This window comes from Dyella sp. SYSU CM1112 (assembly GCF_058216415.1).
In genome coordinates, this window is record NZ_JBZEGI010000002.1 from 310,924 (window position 1) to 327,774 (window position 16,851).

At 61.0% G+C, this 16,851-nt stretch carries 13 protein-coding genes, 1 other RNA gene and 1 riboswitch; of the genes, 10 read left to right on the plus strand and 4 right to left on the minus strand.

Going from position 1 to position 16,851, the window contains the following annotated elements:
* Nucleotides 1-134: 134 nt before the first annotated feature.
* Both rnpB and rsmI read right to left on the minus strand, forming a co-directional pair.
* An RNA gene (rnpB, locus tag AC4HNJ_RS04480) (RNase P RNA component class A) lies at nucleotides 135-497 on the minus strand.
* Nucleotides 498-571: 74 nt separating this feature from the next.
* The gene (gene rsmI / locus AC4HNJ_RS04485) at nucleotides 572-1,411 is read right to left on the minus strand and encodes a 16S rRNA (cytidine(1402)-2'-O)-methyltransferase (RefSeq protein ID WP_490478575.1); all 840 of its coding nucleotides are present in this window, start codon (nucleotides 1,409-1,411) and stop codon (nucleotides 572-574) included.
* Between the two features lie 270 nt (nucleotides 1,412-1,681).
* On the opposite strand from rsmI, the gene AC4HNJ_RS04490 reads away from it, so the two are divergent.
* The 4 genes from AC4HNJ_RS04490 to AC4HNJ_RS04505 are packed head-to-tail and all read left to right on the plus strand — an operon-like array spanning nucleotide 1,682 to nucleotide 5,914.
* Nucleotides 1,682-3,532 (plus strand): penicillin-binding protein activator, encoded by a 1,851-nt coding sequence (locus tag AC4HNJ_RS04490; RefSeq protein WP_490478322.1) that lies wholly within the window; start codon nucleotides 1,682-1,684, stop codon nucleotides 3,530-3,532.
* The gene (locus tag AC4HNJ_RS04495) at nucleotides 3,532-3,888 is read left to right on the plus strand and encodes a YraN family protein (protein ID WP_490478323.1); all 357 of its coding nucleotides are present in this window, start codon (nucleotides 3,532-3,534) and stop codon (nucleotides 3,886-3,888) included. Before AC4HNJ_RS04490 ends, AC4HNJ_RS04495 begins: the two co-directional genes overlap by 1 nt.
* A gap of 32 nt (nucleotides 3,889-3,920) precedes the next feature.
* Nucleotides 3,921-5,291, plus strand: a complete 1,371-nt coding sequence (locus AC4HNJ_RS04500) for an FAD-binding oxidoreductase (protein WP_490478324.1) — start codon at nucleotides 3,921-3,923, stop codon at nucleotides 5,289-5,291.
* Complete coding sequence (locus AC4HNJ_RS04505) at nucleotides 5,288-5,914, plus strand: uracil-DNA glycosylase family protein (RefSeq protein WP_490478325.1); 627 nt, start codon at nucleotides 5,288-5,290, stop codon at nucleotides 5,912-5,914. Before AC4HNJ_RS04500 ends, AC4HNJ_RS04505 begins: the two co-directional genes overlap by 4 nt.
* Here the strand turns inward: AC4HNJ_RS04505 and rhtC are convergent.
* Entirely contained in the window at nucleotides 5,882-6,511 is a 630-nt protein-coding gene (gene rhtC / locus AC4HNJ_RS04510; RefSeq protein WP_490478326.1) for a threonine export protein RhtC, read from the minus strand. The genes AC4HNJ_RS04505 and rhtC overlap by 33 nt on opposite strands.
* A gap of 363 nt (nucleotides 6,512-6,874) precedes the next feature.
* Between rhtC and AC4HNJ_RS04515 the strand changes: the two genes are divergently transcribed.
* The 6 genes from AC4HNJ_RS04515 (at nucleotide 6,875) to metK (ending at nucleotide 15,269) form a co-directional block, all read left to right on the plus strand.
* On the plus strand, nucleotides 6,875-8,134 hold the full coding sequence (locus AC4HNJ_RS04515) for a nucleoside permease (protein ID WP_490478327.1): 1,260 nt from the start codon (nucleotides 6,875-6,877) through the stop codon (nucleotides 8,132-8,134).
* Between the two features lie 112 nt (nucleotides 8,135-8,246).
* Complete coding sequence (dusB, locus tag AC4HNJ_RS04520; RefSeq protein ID WP_490478328.1) at nucleotides 8,247-9,233, plus strand: tRNA dihydrouridine synthase DusB; 987 nt, start codon at nucleotides 8,247-8,249, stop codon at nucleotides 9,231-9,233.
* A gap of 84 nt (nucleotides 9,234-9,317) precedes the next feature.
* Nucleotides 9,318-10,223: an alpha/beta hydrolase gene (locus AC4HNJ_RS04525; RefSeq protein WP_490478329.1), complete on the plus strand. Its 906-nt coding sequence runs from the start codon at nucleotides 9,318-9,320 to the stop codon at nucleotides 10,221-10,223.
* Nucleotides 10,224-10,320: 97 nt separating this feature from the next.
* Entirely contained in the window at nucleotides 10,321-11,151 is an 831-nt protein-coding gene (locus tag AC4HNJ_RS04530) for a class I SAM-dependent methyltransferase (RefSeq protein ID WP_490478330.1), read from the plus strand.
* A 46-nt stretch (nucleotides 11,152-11,197) separates the two neighbouring features.
* Nucleotides 11,198-11,409, plus strand: a riboswitch (cobalamin riboswitch).
* A gap of 197 nt (nucleotides 11,410-11,606) precedes the next feature.
* Nucleotides 11,607-13,886 carry a 5-methyltetrahydropteroyltriglutamate--homocysteine S-methyltransferase gene (gene metE, locus AC4HNJ_RS04535; RefSeq protein WP_490478331.1) on the plus strand — a complete coding sequence of 760 codons (2,280 nt, stop codon included), beginning with the start codon at nucleotides 11,607-11,609 and terminating at the stop codon, nucleotides 13,884-13,886.
* Between the two features lie 186 nt (nucleotides 13,887-14,072).
* Nucleotides 14,073-15,269 (plus strand): methionine adenosyltransferase, encoded by a 1,197-nt coding sequence (gene metK / locus AC4HNJ_RS04540; protein ID WP_490478332.1) that lies wholly within the window; start codon nucleotides 14,073-14,075, stop codon nucleotides 15,267-15,269.
* Nucleotides 15,270-15,370: 101 nt separating this feature from the next.
* Here the strand turns inward: metK and AC4HNJ_RS04545 are convergent, their stop codons facing one another.
* Complete coding sequence (locus AC4HNJ_RS04545) at nucleotides 15,371-16,513, minus strand: D-alanyl-D-alanine carboxypeptidase family protein (protein ID WP_490478333.1); 1,143 nt, start codon at nucleotides 16,511-16,513, stop codon at nucleotides 15,371-15,373.
* Between the last annotated feature and the right edge of the window lie 338 nt (nucleotides 16,514-16,851).

Sequence of the window (16,851 nt, forward strand, 5' to 3'; positions counted from 1 at the left end):
GAACCTTTTCGATGACATTGATCACTATGGGTTTTTTGCGATCAAACCCACTAGCAAAGAGGGGCGAGTGATGTGAAAAGCCGCCTTCGCGCCTCTTCCATCACTCGCCCCGCTTAACTCGATCCTGAGTGAAGGGTGGGAGTCGGCCTGTAAGCCGGGTTTTGTACGCCTTGCGGCGTGACAGTCATTCCTCTCGGCCAAGCGTCACCGCCTGGCTCTAGCAACCTACCCGGGAACAACGCGGGCCGCGTTATCGTTCCTCTATTCGGTCTTGCTCCGGATGGGGTTTACCGTGCCGTGCGACGTTGTCCCCGCACGCGGTGCGCTCTTACCGCACCGTTTCACCCTTACCTGTGCCCTTGCGGGCCATCGGCGGTTTGCTTTCTGTTGCACTGGCCGTCAGCTCACGCTGCCCAGGTGTTACCTGGCACCCTGCCCTATGGAGCCCGGACTTTCCTCGACGCACCAAGGTGCGACGCGACTGTCCGGCCGACTCCGCAAGACAGTATAGCCGCCACGCGCAACGACGTTGATAAAAAGCAGTTCTCTGCCGACGCGTCACGGCGACGGCTCACGCCCCGCCCTCATTGCCATAGAGCTTTTTACGAGGCGCACCCGTGATGGCCGCGGCCAATTTAGCGGCCTTTGCCGGTGGCAGCTCCTCCCGCAGGATCGCAAACAGGCGACGCCCTTCGATGAGTTTGCCGTCCACGTCATCGCCGCAACCTGCAACGAGAACCACGCATTCTCCACGTTGCTGATCGGGATCTTGCTCAACGCGTGCAGCGAGTTGCATCAACGGCTCACCGATAACGGTTTCGAACAGCTTAGTGAGTTCACGTGCCAACACCGCCTCTCGCTCGGCACCGAAGACATCGCGCATGTCGGCAAGGCTTTCCGCAATGCGATGTGATGATTCGTAAAAAATCAGCGTACGCGTTTCCGCCGACAGTTCTTCCAGACGGTGGCGACGCGCCGCCGACTTGGTTGGAAGAAAACCCTCGAAAACAAAACGATCGCTGGGCAATCCCGCCACGGAAAGCGCGGCAATCGCGGCACACGGCCCCGGTATGGGCGCACACCGGATACCAGCCTCACGCGCTGCCCTGATCAGACGAAACCCCGGATCACTGATCAGCGGCGTACCCGCATCGGAAATCAACGCCACGGATTCGCCCTGCTGCAAACGCCTTACGATCGCCGCGACCGCTTCACGCTCGTTGTGCTCATGCAAAGCAATCAAGGGTGTCGCGATGTTGTGCTGTAACAACAAAGGACGGCTATGCCGGGTATCTTCGGCAGCGATGACTGCAGCGCTGCGCAAGACCTCAATGGCACGCGCGGACATGTCGTCGCGATGGCCGATCGGCGTCGCCACTACCCAAAGGCAACCCGGTTGATTGGATGACATGCGTTGGATGACCTGCATTCGTTTTGTGGCGTAGACCGGCGACAGTGTGCTTGCCGCCAACATCATCACCGCTTGCGGCAAGGTTACATGGAGTGTTCGTTCTGAGGAACGAGCATGGCAATCAATGGGGGCGTCGAAACGATGAGTGCGCCTCATGCGGCTACTTCAAAGATGGCCGCTGGATATCACGCAAATCCAGAGCTTTCGCGGCGAGCAGAGCATGCATCGGCTATGATCGTAGAGATAAGCCCTAGGGACCGAGGAAACCCCATGCGTCTGTGTCGTCTTGCAGCGTCAGGATTGCTGATCTCGCTAGTATTAAGCGCCTGCGCGCCCTCCGTCGTGCCACGCTCACCTGCTGAGCTTGCTGCCGCGCAGAATGCCGCCGACCTGGCCAATCAAGGACAACTCGACCGTGCTGCGCAGCTTTATATGACGCTTGCCGGACAGACCCCCAGCCGGGCGGATCACTACAAACTTCTCGCTGCCGAGGCTTATCGCAAGGAAAACGCGCTGGATCGAGCCGCCCCCATCGTAGCGACCATCCAGGCTGACCAGCTTTCCGGTGACGAGCCCGTCCGCCTGGATCTGCTGCGCGCCGATGTCGCCCTGTACCAGCACAATCCGGCAACCGCCTTGCGCCTGACAACGCAGGCTGGCCTGAACGTTCCGGAAAACATGCGCACGCGATTGCTCAATCTGCGTGCAGAAGCCATGGCCGGTACAGGCGACCTGTGGGGTGCGGCGCGCACGCGCGTTGAAATGGATGCCATGCTGCAAGGCGCCGACCGCACGCACAATCGTGATCAAACCATCGCATTGCTCACCAAGCTGGGCGTCGATCCGCTTAAACATCGTGCCTCGGCCATGCAGCCCGGTGACACCATGTTGCCTTGGATCAATGAAGCCCTCGGCCGACTAGGTGTAACCGTCGCGCAGACGCAGCCGAACCTTGAACAAGCCGTCGGCACGCTGGTACCCGGAAGCGGCGCGAGCGTGCGCGAGGGATACAAGATGCCCGCGCATATTGCGCTACTGCTACCTAATAACGATGGACTGACGGCGGTGAGCGCGGCCGTGCGGCAAGGCTTCTTCGCCGCTTATTTCCAGGCAGCCGACACGCATGCCCCACGCGCTGCAGTGCGCGTCTACGACAGCGGCGGCAGCGCCGCCAGCGCCATCAAGGCATACAACCAAGCTGTTGCGGATGGCGCACAAATGGTCGTCGGGCCGCTGACGCACTCCGAGGTCATGGGCGTCCTCGGCCAGTCTTCATTGCCGGTTCCCGTGCTCGCCCTCAATCACTCGGAAAACAAAAGCCTGCCGGCCGGCACCGCCAGCGAATTTGCATTGATGCCGGAAGATGAAGGTGCACAGGTCGCCGACCACATGATCGAACGTGGCATCCACAATGCTTACGTAATCATTTCCGGAGACGATTTTGCCCAGCGCGCGGCCACCGCTTTCAGGGCGGAATGGCAAGCCAAGGGCGGTCAGATCGCCGGCAGCGCGCAACTTCCCTCCGGCAACGTCAACTACGGCGACGCTATCGCTGGATTGAATGCCGGTAGCGCAGGCACCGATGCCGGAATCTTCATCAGCATGCGCGTCGAGCAAGCGCGGCTGCTATTGCCGCAACTACGCGTTGCGCGGATCAGCCTGCCCGTGTTCGGAACCTCGCACATCTACGGAGGCAGCGACAATCCGACCGCAGATCGCGATCTGGAAGGTGTGGAATTCTGCGATGCACCGTGGCTCTTCGACGCTCAAACCGGGCTGCCCGACTACCAAAGCATTGCTTCGCAATTGCCGGTCGCACGTGGCGCCACCGCTCTCTTGTTCGCGTTCGGCATGGACGCGTGGAACCTGGTGCCTTACATCGATTGGCTACGCAACCATCCGGGCAGCTACCTGCCCGGTGCTACCGGCCAGCTTACCGCCGATACCTTCGGGCACGTCAAACGCGTGTTGAGCTGGTTAAAGTTCCAGGACGGCGTGGCACGTCCGATCACAGGCAGCCTGCAGATGGACAATGCGGCGGGGGCACCGGCCTCCGGAAGTAGCGCACCTGCGCCCGCCAGCAGCGCCGCCATTCCGCCCGTCCAGCCAGCCGGTCATTGATGCGCGCAAGCGGAGCGGCATTTGAACAGCGCGCATGCGAAGAACTCTTGCGCGCCGGATTGAAGCTGCTCGATCGCAACTACACCACGCGCTACGGTGAACTCGACCTTGTCATGCGTGACCGCGATACCGTGGTTTTCATCGAAGTGCGGCATCGGGGCCGCGCCGACTACGGAAACGCCGCCGCGTCGGTCACCGCGACAAAGCAGCAACGACTCGTGCACGCGGCGCAACTGTGGCTCGCCGCGCATCCTCATCATGCACAGCGAGCCTGCCGGTTCGACGTCGTCAGCTATGACGGCCCGGGCGACAAGGCGCAGATGGACTGGTTACGCAACGCTTTCGACGCGGGCTGACGCGACTCCGTCGCGGTGGGATACTGACGCGGATGACACTTCCCGCTCCCTTGCTCGACCACCTGCATGCACTGTTCGGCCCACGCGCATGCTCTACCCATGACGCCGAAAGACTCGCCTACGCGTACGACAATTCCCGCCGCCAGGCGCTACCCGATGCCGTCGTATTCGCGCAACTGCACGAGCAGTTGGAAGGCTTGGTGCGTGCCTGCCGCGAATACCGCGTCCCGGTCATTGCCCGCGGTCGCGGCACCAACACGACAGGCGCCACGGTACCGGTGGAAGGTGGTGTAGTGGTGAGCTTCGAGCGCATGAATCGCATCTTGCGCATCGATCCCGACAATCGCCTGGCGGTCGTCGAACCCGGCGTACTCAATGGGGATTTGCAGCGCGCGCTCGCGCCGCACGGTTTTTTCTGGCCGCCCGATCCCACTTCTTCGCCTTGGTGCAGCATTGGCGGCAACCTGGCTTGCAACTCGGCCGGTCCACGCACCGTCAAATACGGTAGCCCACGAGAAAATACGCTCGGTTTGCGCGCCGTGGCCGGTACGGGAGAAAGCTTTCGCTGCGGCACCTACACCAGCAAGGGCGCCACCGGCTACGACCTCACCCGCTTGCTGATCGGCTCGGAAGGCACACTCGCCCTGATCACCGAAGCCACGCTCAAGTTGACGCCGAAGCCTTCCGGGCTGCGCACCTTGCGCGCCACCTATCGCGACGTAGCGAGCGCCGCGCATGCGGTAGCGCGCATCATGGCGCAGCCCGTCACGCCTTGCGCCCTGGAATTCATCGACGACGTCGCGCTGAAACTTGCCCACGATCACGGCGGTGAAAACGTGCCTTTGGCTGGCGCCATGCTGATGATCGAGGTCGATGGCGAACAAGACACGCTTCCGTCATCCGTCGATGCGGTGTCACGTGCCGCGCGCGGCGAAGGCTTGCAGGATTTACACATTGCGCAAACCGCTGAAGAAACCCAGGCTCTCTGGTCGGCACGTAAGGCCTTGTCACCCGCCCAACGCACCATCTCCCCGAACAAGATCAATGAAGATGTCGTAGTGCCAGTCAGCCATCTACCCGCGCTGGTGGATGGGATCCGCGATCTCTCACGCAAGCATGATGTATTGATCGTAACCTTCGGTCATGCAGGAAATGGCAACCTGCACGTCAATCTGCTGCCTCGGAACGAGGCGGAACGGGAACGCGCACACGCCTGTCTCGCCGACGTGTTCGCATTGGTAATTTCCCTGCAAGGCACATTATCTGGCGAGCACGGCATCGGGCTGGTGAAGCGCGAATTCATGCCGCTTGCCCTGGAGCCGGGTACGCTCAGCCTGATGCGTCATGTAAAAGCCGCCTTCGACCCGGACGGCATTCTGAATCCCGGCAAGCTCCTGCCATGAAACGCCCCGATGCACTGGCTGCATTGCTTGCCGATATTCGTGCATGCCGCCTATGTGCCGCGCATCTGCGGGACGGACCGCGCCCGGTACTGCAGGCCGGCACATCCGCGCGGCTGCTGATTGTAAGCCAGGCACCGGGACGGAAAGTCCACACGACAGGCATCCCCTTCAACGATGTGAGCGGTGACCGCCTGCGCGCGTGGCTTGGTATCGATCGCGACACTTTTTACGACGCGCGACGCATTGCCATCGTGCCGATGGGCTTCTGCTTTCCAGGCAGCGGACGCAACGGCGATTTGCCGCCCCGCCCCGAGTGTGCGCCTGCCTGGCACCCGCGACTTCTTCCGCACCTGCGCGAAGTGCAACTGACCCTGGCGATCGGACAATACGCACAAGCGGGTGTACTAGGCGCGGAGCGAGGTCCCTCGCTCACCGACACCATGCAAAACTGGCGCACGCATTTGGCGCAGCGCGTGCTGCCGCTGCCTCACCCCAGTCCACGCAATCAGCTATGGCTTAAACGCAATGCATGGTTCGAAGCAGAACTGCTGCCCGTCTTGCGCCAGCAAGTGGCCAGCGTGCTGCAGGATTCAGACGACGCGGCGCGCGAAAATCAGATGTAACCCGAACAACATGAATACCGCGCCCGCGCAGCCATCGATCCAACGGCTGATGCGCAGATACCCGCGTCGCATGACAGGCAACGCAAAACATCCTGCCACGAACGAGAACCACAGAAACGTTTCGCCCACCACCATCGCCCATAGTCCCCAACGGGCCGAAGACGAAACACCCGCCCCGACGAACGCCGAAAAAATGCTGCCGAAATAAATCACCACTTTGGGGTTGGCAAGATTGGTGAACAAGCCGTTGCGCAAGGATCGCCAGGCACCAACAAAAACCTGCACCGGCTCCGTCGCCTGACTCTGAGAAGGCGCCGTCCACGCTGCGCGCAGCATCTTCAAGCCCATCCAGCACAGATACAGACCGCCCACGACAGCAATCAAATGCTCCAGCCATAACAGCTTATGCAACAGCAGCTGCAGGCCAAGCAGCGCCAGCGCCGCCCACATCGCCACACCCAGGGTAATGCCACCCACGCCCGCCATCGCTTCATGCCGCGAGCGGCTTACCGCTGTTTGCGAAACGAAAAAGAAGTCCGGACCGGGACTCATCAGGGCAATGATGTGAACCATCGCGATGGTAATGAACAGACTCATAAGGCGACTCCGCAAACCAACCTGCAGTGTAATGGTGCAGGAGCGCCCTAAACACCTCATGCGGCGACCTTGCCGCCCGGCCAGGGCTTCCTCTACGCTGCCACGGCATTGGCGCGGGCGCTCAACCCAGCCTTTACAAGGCAGGGCCGATCCAAAACCAGTTTGAATCACGCGCGCTTCGGCGAAGGGCGGGGTCCATTATCCATGCCGGGGCAAAGCTCTCGAGAAGGGCAGCCTTGGCTGTTTGGAAAACATGCGCATCGGTCCGGACTTTCACCGAGACGATCAAGCCCATGCGGACATCGTCGAAGACCCGATAGCTGCGCATTACCCAGGGGACAACCACATGCAGGAAACCAACCCATGAGCCTGAAGCTCCGACTCATTGCGATGAACTTCCTGCAGTACTTTGTCTGGGGCGCATGGTTGATCACGATCGGTGCCTACTGGTTCCAAAACCGGCATTGGTCCGGCGAGCAGTTCGGTGCGATCTTCTCGACCATGGGCCTGGCATCACTCTTCATGCCGTCCTTGCTTGGCGTCGTCGCGGACAAATGGATACGCGCCGAACGCCTGTACGGGTTGTTGCATATCAGCGGCGCCATCGTGCTGTGCATCGTGCCGGAGATCAATCAGCCTGACACGCTGTTCTGGGTGATGCTGGTGAACATGATGTGCTACATGCCCACCATCTCGCTCTCCATCACCGTGGCGTACAACGCTCTCAAGCGCGACGGCGTGGACGTAGTGCGCGTCTACCCGCCGATTCGCGTATGGGGCACGGTCGGTTTCATCGCGGCCATGTGGATGGTCAGCCTGCTGCATCTGGAAACCACTACTGGCCAGTTCTATGTTGCCGCGGGGGCAGCACTCGTGCTCGGTCTCTACGCATTCACCTTGCCGCCCTGCCCGCCGCGTTTGCGTGGCCAGAGCCACCGTTCGTGGCTGGATGCCTTGGGGCTCACGTCGTTTGCCTTGTTCAAGCAGGGCAAGATGGCGGTGTTCTTCATCTTTGCCATGCTGCTGGGTGCGGCACTGCAATTGACCAACGCCTATGGCGATACCTTTCTGCACGATTTCGCCCACGTGGATGCCTATAAGGATCTGATCGCGGTGCGCTATCCCGCCATCATCATGTCCATCTCGCAAGTGTCGGAAACGCTCTTCATCCTGGCGATACCTTTCTTTCTGAAACGCTTCGGCATCAAGACCGTCATGTTGATCAGCATGCTGGCGTGGACCTTGCGCTTTGGCCTGTTCGCCTTCGGCAACCCGGGACCGGGACTGTGGATGATCGTGCTCTCATGCATCGTCTACGGCATGGCCTTCGACTTCTTCAACATTTCCGGTTCGCTATTCGTGGAAGGGCAAAGCGACCCGGCCATCCGCGCCAGTGCACAAGGCCTGTTCATGCTGATGACCAACGGCATCGGAGCCGTGCTCGGCAGCTCAATCAGCGGCATCGTGATCGACCGGTATTTCACCCGTCCCGATCACTCGCTGGAGTGGCACGGTATCTGGCTGACATTCGCAACCTACTCGCTGATCGTCGCGGTGCTATTCGTCTTCCTCTTCAAGCACAAGCACGAACCCGAAACCCGGCAAGGCATTCCTGCGCACTGACGTTCACCGCCGCATGTCCCTACCCCTTTGCGTGAAGGATGGCGGGGCAAGTCACAAGCTTCGCCTGCCTCGTGCGAAGAGAGAGACGAGCAGCCAGGGTTACAATACCCCTATGCAGATCGGCCCCTATCGCATCGACCCGCCCGTGGTGCTCGCACCCATGGCCGGCGTTACCGACAAGCCTTTTCGCCTGCTGTGCAAGCAGCTGGGCGCGGGCCTTGCCGTGTCTGAAATGACGACAGCCGATCCGCGTCTATGGCAAACCCGCAAATCCATCCAGCGGATGGATCATGCAGGCGAGCCTGAACCCGTCAGCGTGCAGATCGCCGGCTACGATCCCGTCATGCTGGCCGAGGCAGCGCGGTTCAACGTTGCCAATGGCGCGCAAATTGTTGACATCAACATGGGCTGTCCCGCCAAAAAGGTATGCAACGTGTGGGCAGGCTCGGCCTTGCTGCAAGACGAGCCGCTGGTCGCGCGCATCGTGAAAGCGGTAGTGAGCGCGGTAGAAGTCCCGGTCACGCTGAAAATCCGCACCGGCTGGGATCGGCAGCACAAGAACGCCCTCACTATCGCGCGCATTGCGGAGGACAACGGCATCGCGGCACTCGCCGTGCATGGACGTACACGTGCGGACAAATACGAAGGGGAAGCCGAATACGACACGATTGCCGCAGTGAAATCGGCCGTTCGCATACCGGTCCTCGCTAACGGCGATATCGCGACACCGCAACAAGCCAGGCATGTACTCGACGCAACGGGTGCCGATGCGGTGATGATCGGCCGCGGCGCGCAAGGACGGCCATGGATTTTCCGGGAGATCGCCCACTACCTGGCGACTGGAGAAATGCTGCCAGCGCTTCCACCGCTGGAGGTTTCGGCCATCTTGCTTGGCCATCTGGAACATCTTTATGCGTTCTACGGCGAACAGGCCGGCGTACGTATCGCGCGCAAGCACTTGGGTTGGTATGCAAAGGATCGGCCCGAGAACACGGCCTTTCGTGATGTCGTCAATCGCGCCGAGCACGCACACGACCAACTGCGCCTGACGCGCGAATACTTCGAAGGGCTGCAAGCGCAGTGGCGCATCGCCGCTTGAATGACGCATTCCGATAAATGTTCGCAAGCCTTTGCGGCGCCGAAGCAGGCATCATCGGCAAGTCGTTCTTGATGCCACGCCACGATGTACCTCTCCTTCGCCCGCTCGCTGAAGTTTCCGCTGCATATCGCCATCCTCTTGAGCGTCGCACTGCTGCTCAGCGGCTGTGAGGCGAGCCTGTTTGCCGGACTGAACGCCACCGATCGCCGTGCCGGCATCGTGGCAGAACATGGCATCGTCTTCGATCCGCAGCACCAGCTGAAGCTGGATGTGTACCGACCACGGAATGCGGAACACGCCCCAGTCGTGGTGTTTTTCTATGGTGGCAGTTGGGTCCGCGGCGAACGCGCGTGGTACCGCTTCGTGGGGACGGCACTGGCTTCGCATGGCGTCGTGACGGTCATTCCGGATTATCGGAAATACCCACACGTGAAGATGGACGGCTTCATGACGGACGCCGCGCGAGCGGTCGCGTGGACATTTGCCCACGCTACAGCATGGGGTGGACGGGCGAACGACATCTTTGTGATGGGGCACTCGGCCGGCGGCCAGATCGGCGCACTGCTGGCAACCGATCCATCGTGGCTGACGCCTTACAATCTGCATCCTTTCGATCTGGCCGGCTTTATCGGCCTGGCCGGCTGTTATGACTTCATGCCGATTCCCGCCAGCGAAAAGGACATGCTCGGCATGTTCGGCCGTGATGCCGCCTCACAAGCACGCGCCCAGCCCGTGCGTTTCGTGCACGGTCACGAGCCTCCCATGCTACTGCTGCAAGGCGAAGCCGACCATGAAGTCGAACCCTCCAACGCCATCTCGCTTGCCCATGTACTCAAGGCGCATCACGAAGAAGTCTGGTTGCGCCTGTACCCCGGCGTAAGCCACAACGCATTGGTATTTGCCCTGTCTCGCCCGTTCCACGCCGATGCGCCGACGCTGGACGACGTCATGCGTTTCATCCACGCCCATCCCATAGCCCTTGCTCACTGAGCCGCATGCACTCCCCGGCAACAAGGTGACGGAGTAACGTAGCTACGCGCCTGCGTCATTGAAGGCACGCCGTGCATGGGGTTGCGGACAGCTTGGCATGAACAGCATCGCTACCGGCGACTTCCCCTACATCCATGGTTTTTCGGATGAAGAGCAATCGCGTCTGATGCGTCAGGCGCGCATGTTCGAAAGCACCCTCTACAGCCACATCGATTACAGCAATGCGAGCCATCTGCTCGAAGTGGGATGCGGTGTCGGGGCACAAACCGAAATACTGTTGCGCCGTTTTCCGGACCTGCACATCACGGGCATCGACCGCTCGCCTACGCAATTGGCTGCCGCCGAACGCAACCTGTCCGCGAAGGCATGGTGTGCATCGCGCTACGCGCTGCGCCAAGCCGACGCCGCCGATCTGCCTTTCGCAGACCGGAGTTTCGATGCCGCCTATCTCTGCTGGGTGCTCGAACATATGCCCAGCCCTGCGCGCGTGCTGAGCGAAGTTCGTCGCGTGCTCAGCCCTGGCGCCGTAATTTACGTGACCGAGGTGCTCAATGCCTCGTTCTTCCTCGATCCCTACTCGCCCAACCTGCTGCGTTACTGGATGGCCTTCAACGATCACCAATACGACAGCGGCGGCGATCCCTTCATCGGCGCCAAGCTCGGCAACCTGCTGCTGGCCGGTGGTTATCGCGACGTACAAACCGAAGTGAAAAGCGTGCTGCTGGACAATCGTCAGCCCGGGCGCCGCAAGCAGATGATCGCGTTCTGGGAAGAACTGCTGCTCTCCGCCGCGGAACAACTCATTGCCGCCGGAAAAACCGATGCGGTAACCGTCGATGGCATGCGCGGTGAATTACAGGCCGTGCGCAACGATCCCAACGCGGTGTTCTTCTTCGCCTTCGTACAAGCACGCGCCGTGGTGTATTGACCGGCTCGCCCTGCCGAGAGTCATTGACCATGGCTATGCGTTGAGGCTACTGTTCGCCCGCTGAGGTTTTCATCTCTTTATCCGAATAAAGAGATGCAATTAAAAGGGAAGCCGGTTGGATTCCGGCGCTGCCCCGCAGCGGTGTGTGGAAACGACCTTCGCTATGAGCACTGGGCTATTGCCTGGGAAGCGGCGAACAGTAGGCGGCGTAATGCCTGGTCCACGAGCCCGAAGACCTGCCCCAGCCGAAGCCACCCGTTCGCAACGGCGCTTCGTACGACCTGGGATCTCCGCGGGGAGAGCCGGCACCGCGTCGCCCACTGACGCAGCGCCAGCCTGCCCGCGGTTTACCCAGCTCGCCCGCGGGGGCGAAGGTCGACGGCGCGCACATGGCAATGCCCTGGTCGCGTCTGCCTTCGTTCCTCTTTGCCACGCATTGCAATGAGGAATACACGATGACACACACCACTTATCTTGGTTTTCCGCGCATCGGCCACCGCCGTGAACTCAAGCGCGCACTGGAACAGCATTGGCGCAACGGTAACGCTAGATCCCTGCTCGACACGGCACACGCACTACGACGTCGACATTGGCAGCTTGCTCACGCGGCAGGCATCGGCACGGTCGCCGTCAATGACTTCTCGTTCTACGATCACGTGCTCGACACCGCCGTCTTGTTCGACGCGGTGCCCGACCGTTACCGCCCCCTATGGCAGGAGGATGCGTTGGCCGGCTATTTCGGCATGGCGCGTGGCAACCACACACTGCACGCCTTGGAGATGACCAAGTGGTTCGACACCAACTATCACTACATCGTGCCGGAACTCCACACAGGCCAGCGCTTCCGGCTTACCGTCAACAAACCTCTCAACGAATGGCTTGAGGCGCGTGCGCTGGGATTGGAAGGCCGTCCCGTCTTGCTTGGACCCGTTTCGTTTCTGCGCCTGTCCAAGACCCGCGACGGCAGCCCTGCACTCGACTTGCTCGAGGCACTGCTGCCCGCTTATCTCGAACTGTTGGAGCAGCTTGCACGCGCCGGCGTTTCCTGGATCCAGTTGGACGAACCCTGCCTGGTAGAGGATCTGGATGCCGTGACCCGGCACGCCTACCGCATTGCCTACACAGCCTTGGCGACGGGACGTTCTCCAAAGCGGTTGCTGACCACCTATTTTGCAGGTCTTGGCGACAACCTCTCACTGGCCGCCAGCCTGCCGGTCCATGGATGGCACGTCGATCTGGTGCGTGCACCGGAACAACTTCCCGCACTCCTGTCTGCACTGCCGCAGCAGGGCGTGCTCAGCGCCGGCATTGTCGACGGACGCAATGTCTGGCGCAGCGATCCCGCACGCGTGCGGCCACTCCTGCAAACGATTGCCGAGTCCCGCGGAACCGACCATGTGTGGCTCGCGCCGTCTTGCTCGCTGCTGCATGTTCCCGTCGACGCGGCGCAGGAAACCGCGTTACCACGCGACCTGCAGAACTGGCTGGCGTTTGCTCGCCAGAAATTGGAAGAACTACGGCTCTATGCAAACGAACTCCACGGCGACAGCAACGCCACGGCTATTCTGGATGCACAGGCCGCCCAGCTCGCCGCACGCGCACAGGCACACGGCGTGCAGCGTGAAGACGTCCGTGCGCGTGTCCGCGGATTGAGTCCGCAAGCCACGCAGCGTCGCTCTCGCCTGATGCATCGATGCAAAGTGCAGGCGGACAAGCTCGCGCTGCCGTTATTGCCCACTACCACCATCGGCTCCTTTCCACAGACCGAGGCACTTCGCCACGCTCGCGCCGAGCATCGCGCGGGGCGTATGGATAAGCAGCGTTACGAAACCACCTTGCACGAGGAAATCGAACACGTCATTCGCTTCCAGGAACGTATCGGACTCGACGTGCTGGTGCACGGCGAACCCGAACGCAACGACATGGTGGAGTATTTCGGTGAACAGCTCGACGGCTTTGCCTTTACGCGCCACGGCTGGGTGCAAAGCTACGGTTCGCGCTGCGTAAAACCCCCGATCATCTGGGGCGACATCGCGCGGCCACACCCCATGACGGTACGCTGGTCGGCTTACGCGCAGTCGCTGACCGACAAGCCGGTAAAAGGCATGCTGACCGGACCGGTGACCATGTTGCAGTGGTCGTTCGTGCGCGACGACCTGCCGCGCGAGCACGTCTGCTTGCAACTCGCCCTGGCCCTGCGCGACGAAGTGCATGACCTGGAAAGCGCCGGCATCCACGTTATCCAGATTGACGAACCCGCACTGCGCGAAGGCCTTCCGATCCGGCAAGCCGAGCAAGCGCCCTATTTGGATTGGGCGGTCCACTGCTTTCGCGTCTCGACCGGCGGCCTGCACGATGCCACCCAGATCCATACCCACATGTGCTACAGCGAATTCAACAACATCATCGAGACCATTGCCGCGCTGGATGCCGACGTGATTTCCATCGAGAGCAGCCGCTCAAAGATGGAACTGCTGCAAGCCTTTGAGAACTTCCGCTATCCAGGAGCCATCGGCCCTGGTGTGTATGACATCCACTCCCCGCGCGTGCCGTCGCAAGACGAAATGACGGATCTGCTCGAACGGGCCTTGACCGTGCTGGAACCGCCACAGCTATGGGTCAATCCCGATTGCGGGCTCAAGACACGCGGCTGGGAAGAAACGGAACCGGCCCTGGCCGCCATGGTCGGTGCCGCACGAACCCTGCGCGCAGTACTGACAGAAAACGAAACCTGACACCTCCCGTCCCCTCTCCTTGAAGGGGAGGGGACGCAGCGGCAGTCCCCCGCCAGCATGGGCTGAACCCGGGCCTCACGGTCACATGGATATGCCAGACTGGGCAGTGAAACCCCGGGCTGGTGCGTGTATCATGCGCAACTCCCTTTTACATCTCTTTATCCGTAAAGAAGGATATAAGCCACGATGAGCAATTACCTCTTCACCTCCGAGTCGGTCTCCGAAGGCCATCCGGACAAGGTTGCCGACCAGATCTCCGACGCCGTGCTGGATGCGATCCTGGCCCAGGATCAGCGCGCACGTGTCGCTTGCGAAACCATGGTGAAGACCGGCGTGGCGATCGTCGCCGGCGAAATCACCACCAGTGCCTGGATCGACCTGGAAGCGCTTACCCGCAAGGTGATCCTGGACATCGGTTACAACTCCAGCGACGTCGGTTTCGATGGCGCTACCTGCGGTGTGCTGAATCTGATCGGCAAGCAATCGCCGGATATCAACCAGGGCGTGGATCGCAAAAAGCCTGAAGAACAGGGCGCCGGCGACCAGGGCCTGATGTTCGGCTACGCCACCAATGAAACCAAGGATTTCATGCCGGCTGCGATCTACTACTCGCACCGCCTGGTCGAACAGCAGGCCAAGATCCGCAAGAAGAAGAACTCGCCGCTTTCCTGGCTGCGTCCGGACGCCAAGAGCCAGGTCACGCTGCGCTACGAAGATGGCGTTGCCACGGCCATCGACGCCGTCGTGCTCTCCACCCAGCACGATCCGGACGTCAAGCAGAAAGACCTGGTCGAGGCCGTGCGCGAGTACATCCTCAAGCCCGTGCTGCCGGCCAAGCTGCTGCACAAGAACACCAAGTTCCACATCAACCCGACCGGCAAATTCGTGATTGGCGGTCCGGTAGGCGATTGCGGCCTGACCGGTCGCAAGATCATCGTCGACACCTACGGCGGCTGGGCCCGTCACGGTGGTGGTGCATTCTCAGGCAAGGATCCGTCCAAGGTGGACCGTTCCGCAGCGTATGCCGCGCGCTACGTGGCCAAGAACGTCGTGGCCGCCGGCATCGCCGACCGCTGCGAAGTGCAGGTGAGCTATGCGATCGGCGTGGCTGAGCCCACCTCGATCTCGGTGACCACCTTTGGCACCGGCAAGATCGCCGACGAGAAGATTGAAAAGCTGATCCGCAAGCACTTCGACCTGCGCCCCTACGGCATCATCAAGATGCTGGACCTCATCCACCCGATGTACCAGCAGACCGCCAGCTACGGTCACTTCGGCCGCACGCCTTACGAAGTGAAAGGCCCGGACGGCAAGACCTACACCGCCTTCTCCTGGGAGAAGACCGACAAGGCCGATGCCCTGCGCGCAGACGCCAAGCTGTAAGGCGAAGCCAAGAGCGCCACATGAAAAACCCCGCGGTGCGAGCCGCGGGGTTTTTATTTATGCATCCACCAGTGATGCCGCTGCCACAACATGCAGCGCGTTTATTCCGAAGGCTTATCGTCATCCGCTGAGGAAGCCAGCATCACTGTCTTCTTGCTCTTGCGATGAGCGAAGCGGACGGGGGTCTTTGAATGTGTCGTTCGTCTCGCACGCGTGCAACTCTTGCCGCGATGAGCAGTGCAACCCGTCCGTGCGACACGGCAATGCTCGCCCTCGCACCGGTGATGGTAATGGTGGCGAGGCGCTGGCGCCGTTTCATCCGCTTCGGCGGTTCCGATCGGCGAAAGCGCAGCCAGCACGCGGTGTGCCCGGCTCGGCATGCCGGCCTGGGCCACGAGTGTCTCCGGCGTCGACCGGTCATCAAAGCCATCGTTGAGCAAACGCGCCATGAGTTTGTCGCGCACTGCCGCGGTGCGGCCACCCAGTACCACCGCAAACAGGCGGCGACCGTCCCGTACCGCTGTCGAGGCAAGGTTGAAGCCGGAGGCATCGGTAAAACCGGTCTTCAGCCCGTCCATGCCCGGATAGTGATCCATCAGATTATTGTGCCCGCGCACCAGCCGGCCCTGGAACACAAACTCCTTAGTGGAGAAATAATGCGAGTACTGCGGGAAATCGTGATACAGCGCAATGGCGAGCTTGGCCATGTCACGCGCCGTCGAAACGTTATCCGGATCAGGCAAGCCGCTGGCGTTGTCGAAATGGGTCGAGGTCATGCCGAGCAACGCGGCCTGCGCGTTCATCATGTCGGCGAAATGACTTTCTGTTCCACCAAGGCCTTCCGCGACAACGGTCGCCGCATCGTTGGCGGACTTGGTCACCATGCCGAGGATGCAGTCGTTCACCGAGATCGTATGGCCGGGACGCAACCCAAGCTTGGTCGGCTGCTTGGACGCCGCCCAGGTCGAAATCGGCAGCTCTTGATCAATTTTCAGCTTGCCGCTACGCAGCGCCTGGAAGGTGAGATAGAGCGTCATCATCTTGGTGAGCGAGGCGGGATAGTTCTGCTGGTCAGCGTTCACCGCGCTCAGCACTTCACCCGTGGCGGGATCGATGACGATCGACGCGTAACCCGCATGGGCCACGCCGACAAAACCGCTAACGCCGAGCAAAATCATCAGAGCAAACACGCCCATGAGCCGATTCAGGAACCGCACCGGCTGAATGGATTTGATGACTGCCACGGCTTCTCACTCCCAAAAACCGCGGTAAACGCCCCGCGTGGCGGCCCAACCTTAATGCATGATTCTCGTAATTTCCAGAGGAAATACTTTAATCAGCCATGCTAAGTGCATGTTTTTGTAAATTTTACCGACCCCGAAAACCGTAAAATTTTGTTATGGCGGCGTGACAGGCCACCTCAAATCTTCATCGGCAAGGAGTCCACCCGCTTTAGCGATGCCATCCTTTCGGCATCCGGGGAGCTCTGCAACACCCGCAGCGAGCAAGAGCATGTCGCGTTACGGCTGCGCGCAGAACCCCGAGTGTACACGGTCATACTCAAGGATTCCGAGCACCGAGC

Excerpts from the sequence above, each read along its gene's own strand:
- rsmI (WP_490478575.1), bottom strand. The coding sequence starts at position 1,411 with ATGTCATCCAATCAACCGGGTTGCCTTTGGGTAGTGGCGACGCCGATC.
- AC4HNJ_RS04490 (WP_490478322.1), top strand. The coding sequence starts at position 1,682 with ATGCGTCTGTGTCGTCTTGCAGCGTCAGGATTGCTGATCTCGCTAGTA.
- AC4HNJ_RS04495 (WP_490478323.1), top strand. The coding sequence starts at position 3,532 with ATGCGCGCAAGCGGAGCGGCATTTGAACAGCGCGCATGCGAAGAACTC.
- AC4HNJ_RS04500 (WP_490478324.1), top strand. The coding sequence starts at position 3,921 with ATGACACTTCCCGCTCCCTTGCTCGACCACCTGCATGCACTGTTCGGC.
- AC4HNJ_RS04505 (WP_490478325.1), top strand. The coding sequence starts at position 5,288 with ATGAAACGCCCCGATGCACTGGCTGCATTGCTTGCCGATATTCGTGCA.
- rhtC (WP_490478326.1), bottom strand. The coding sequence starts at position 6,511 with ATGAGTCTGTTCATTACCATCGCGATGGTTCACATCATTGCCCTGATG.
- AC4HNJ_RS04515 (WP_490478327.1), top strand. The coding sequence starts at position 6,875 with ATGAGCCTGAAGCTCCGACTCATTGCGATGAACTTCCTGCAGTACTTT.
- dusB (WP_490478328.1), top strand. The coding sequence starts at position 8,247 with ATGCAGATCGGCCCCTATCGCATCGACCCGCCCGTGGTGCTCGCACCC.
- AC4HNJ_RS04525 (WP_490478329.1), top strand. The coding sequence starts at position 9,318 with ATGTACCTCTCCTTCGCCCGCTCGCTGAAGTTTCCGCTGCATATCGCC.
- AC4HNJ_RS04530 (WP_490478330.1), top strand. The coding sequence starts at position 10,321 with ATGAACAGCATCGCTACCGGCGACTTCCCCTACATCCATGGTTTTTCG.
- metE (WP_490478331.1), top strand. The coding sequence starts at position 11,607 with ATGACACACACCACTTATCTTGGTTTTCCGCGCATCGGCCACCGCCGT.
- metK (WP_490478332.1), top strand. The coding sequence starts at position 14,073 with ATGAGCAATTACCTCTTCACCTCCGAGTCGGTCTCCGAAGGCCATCCG.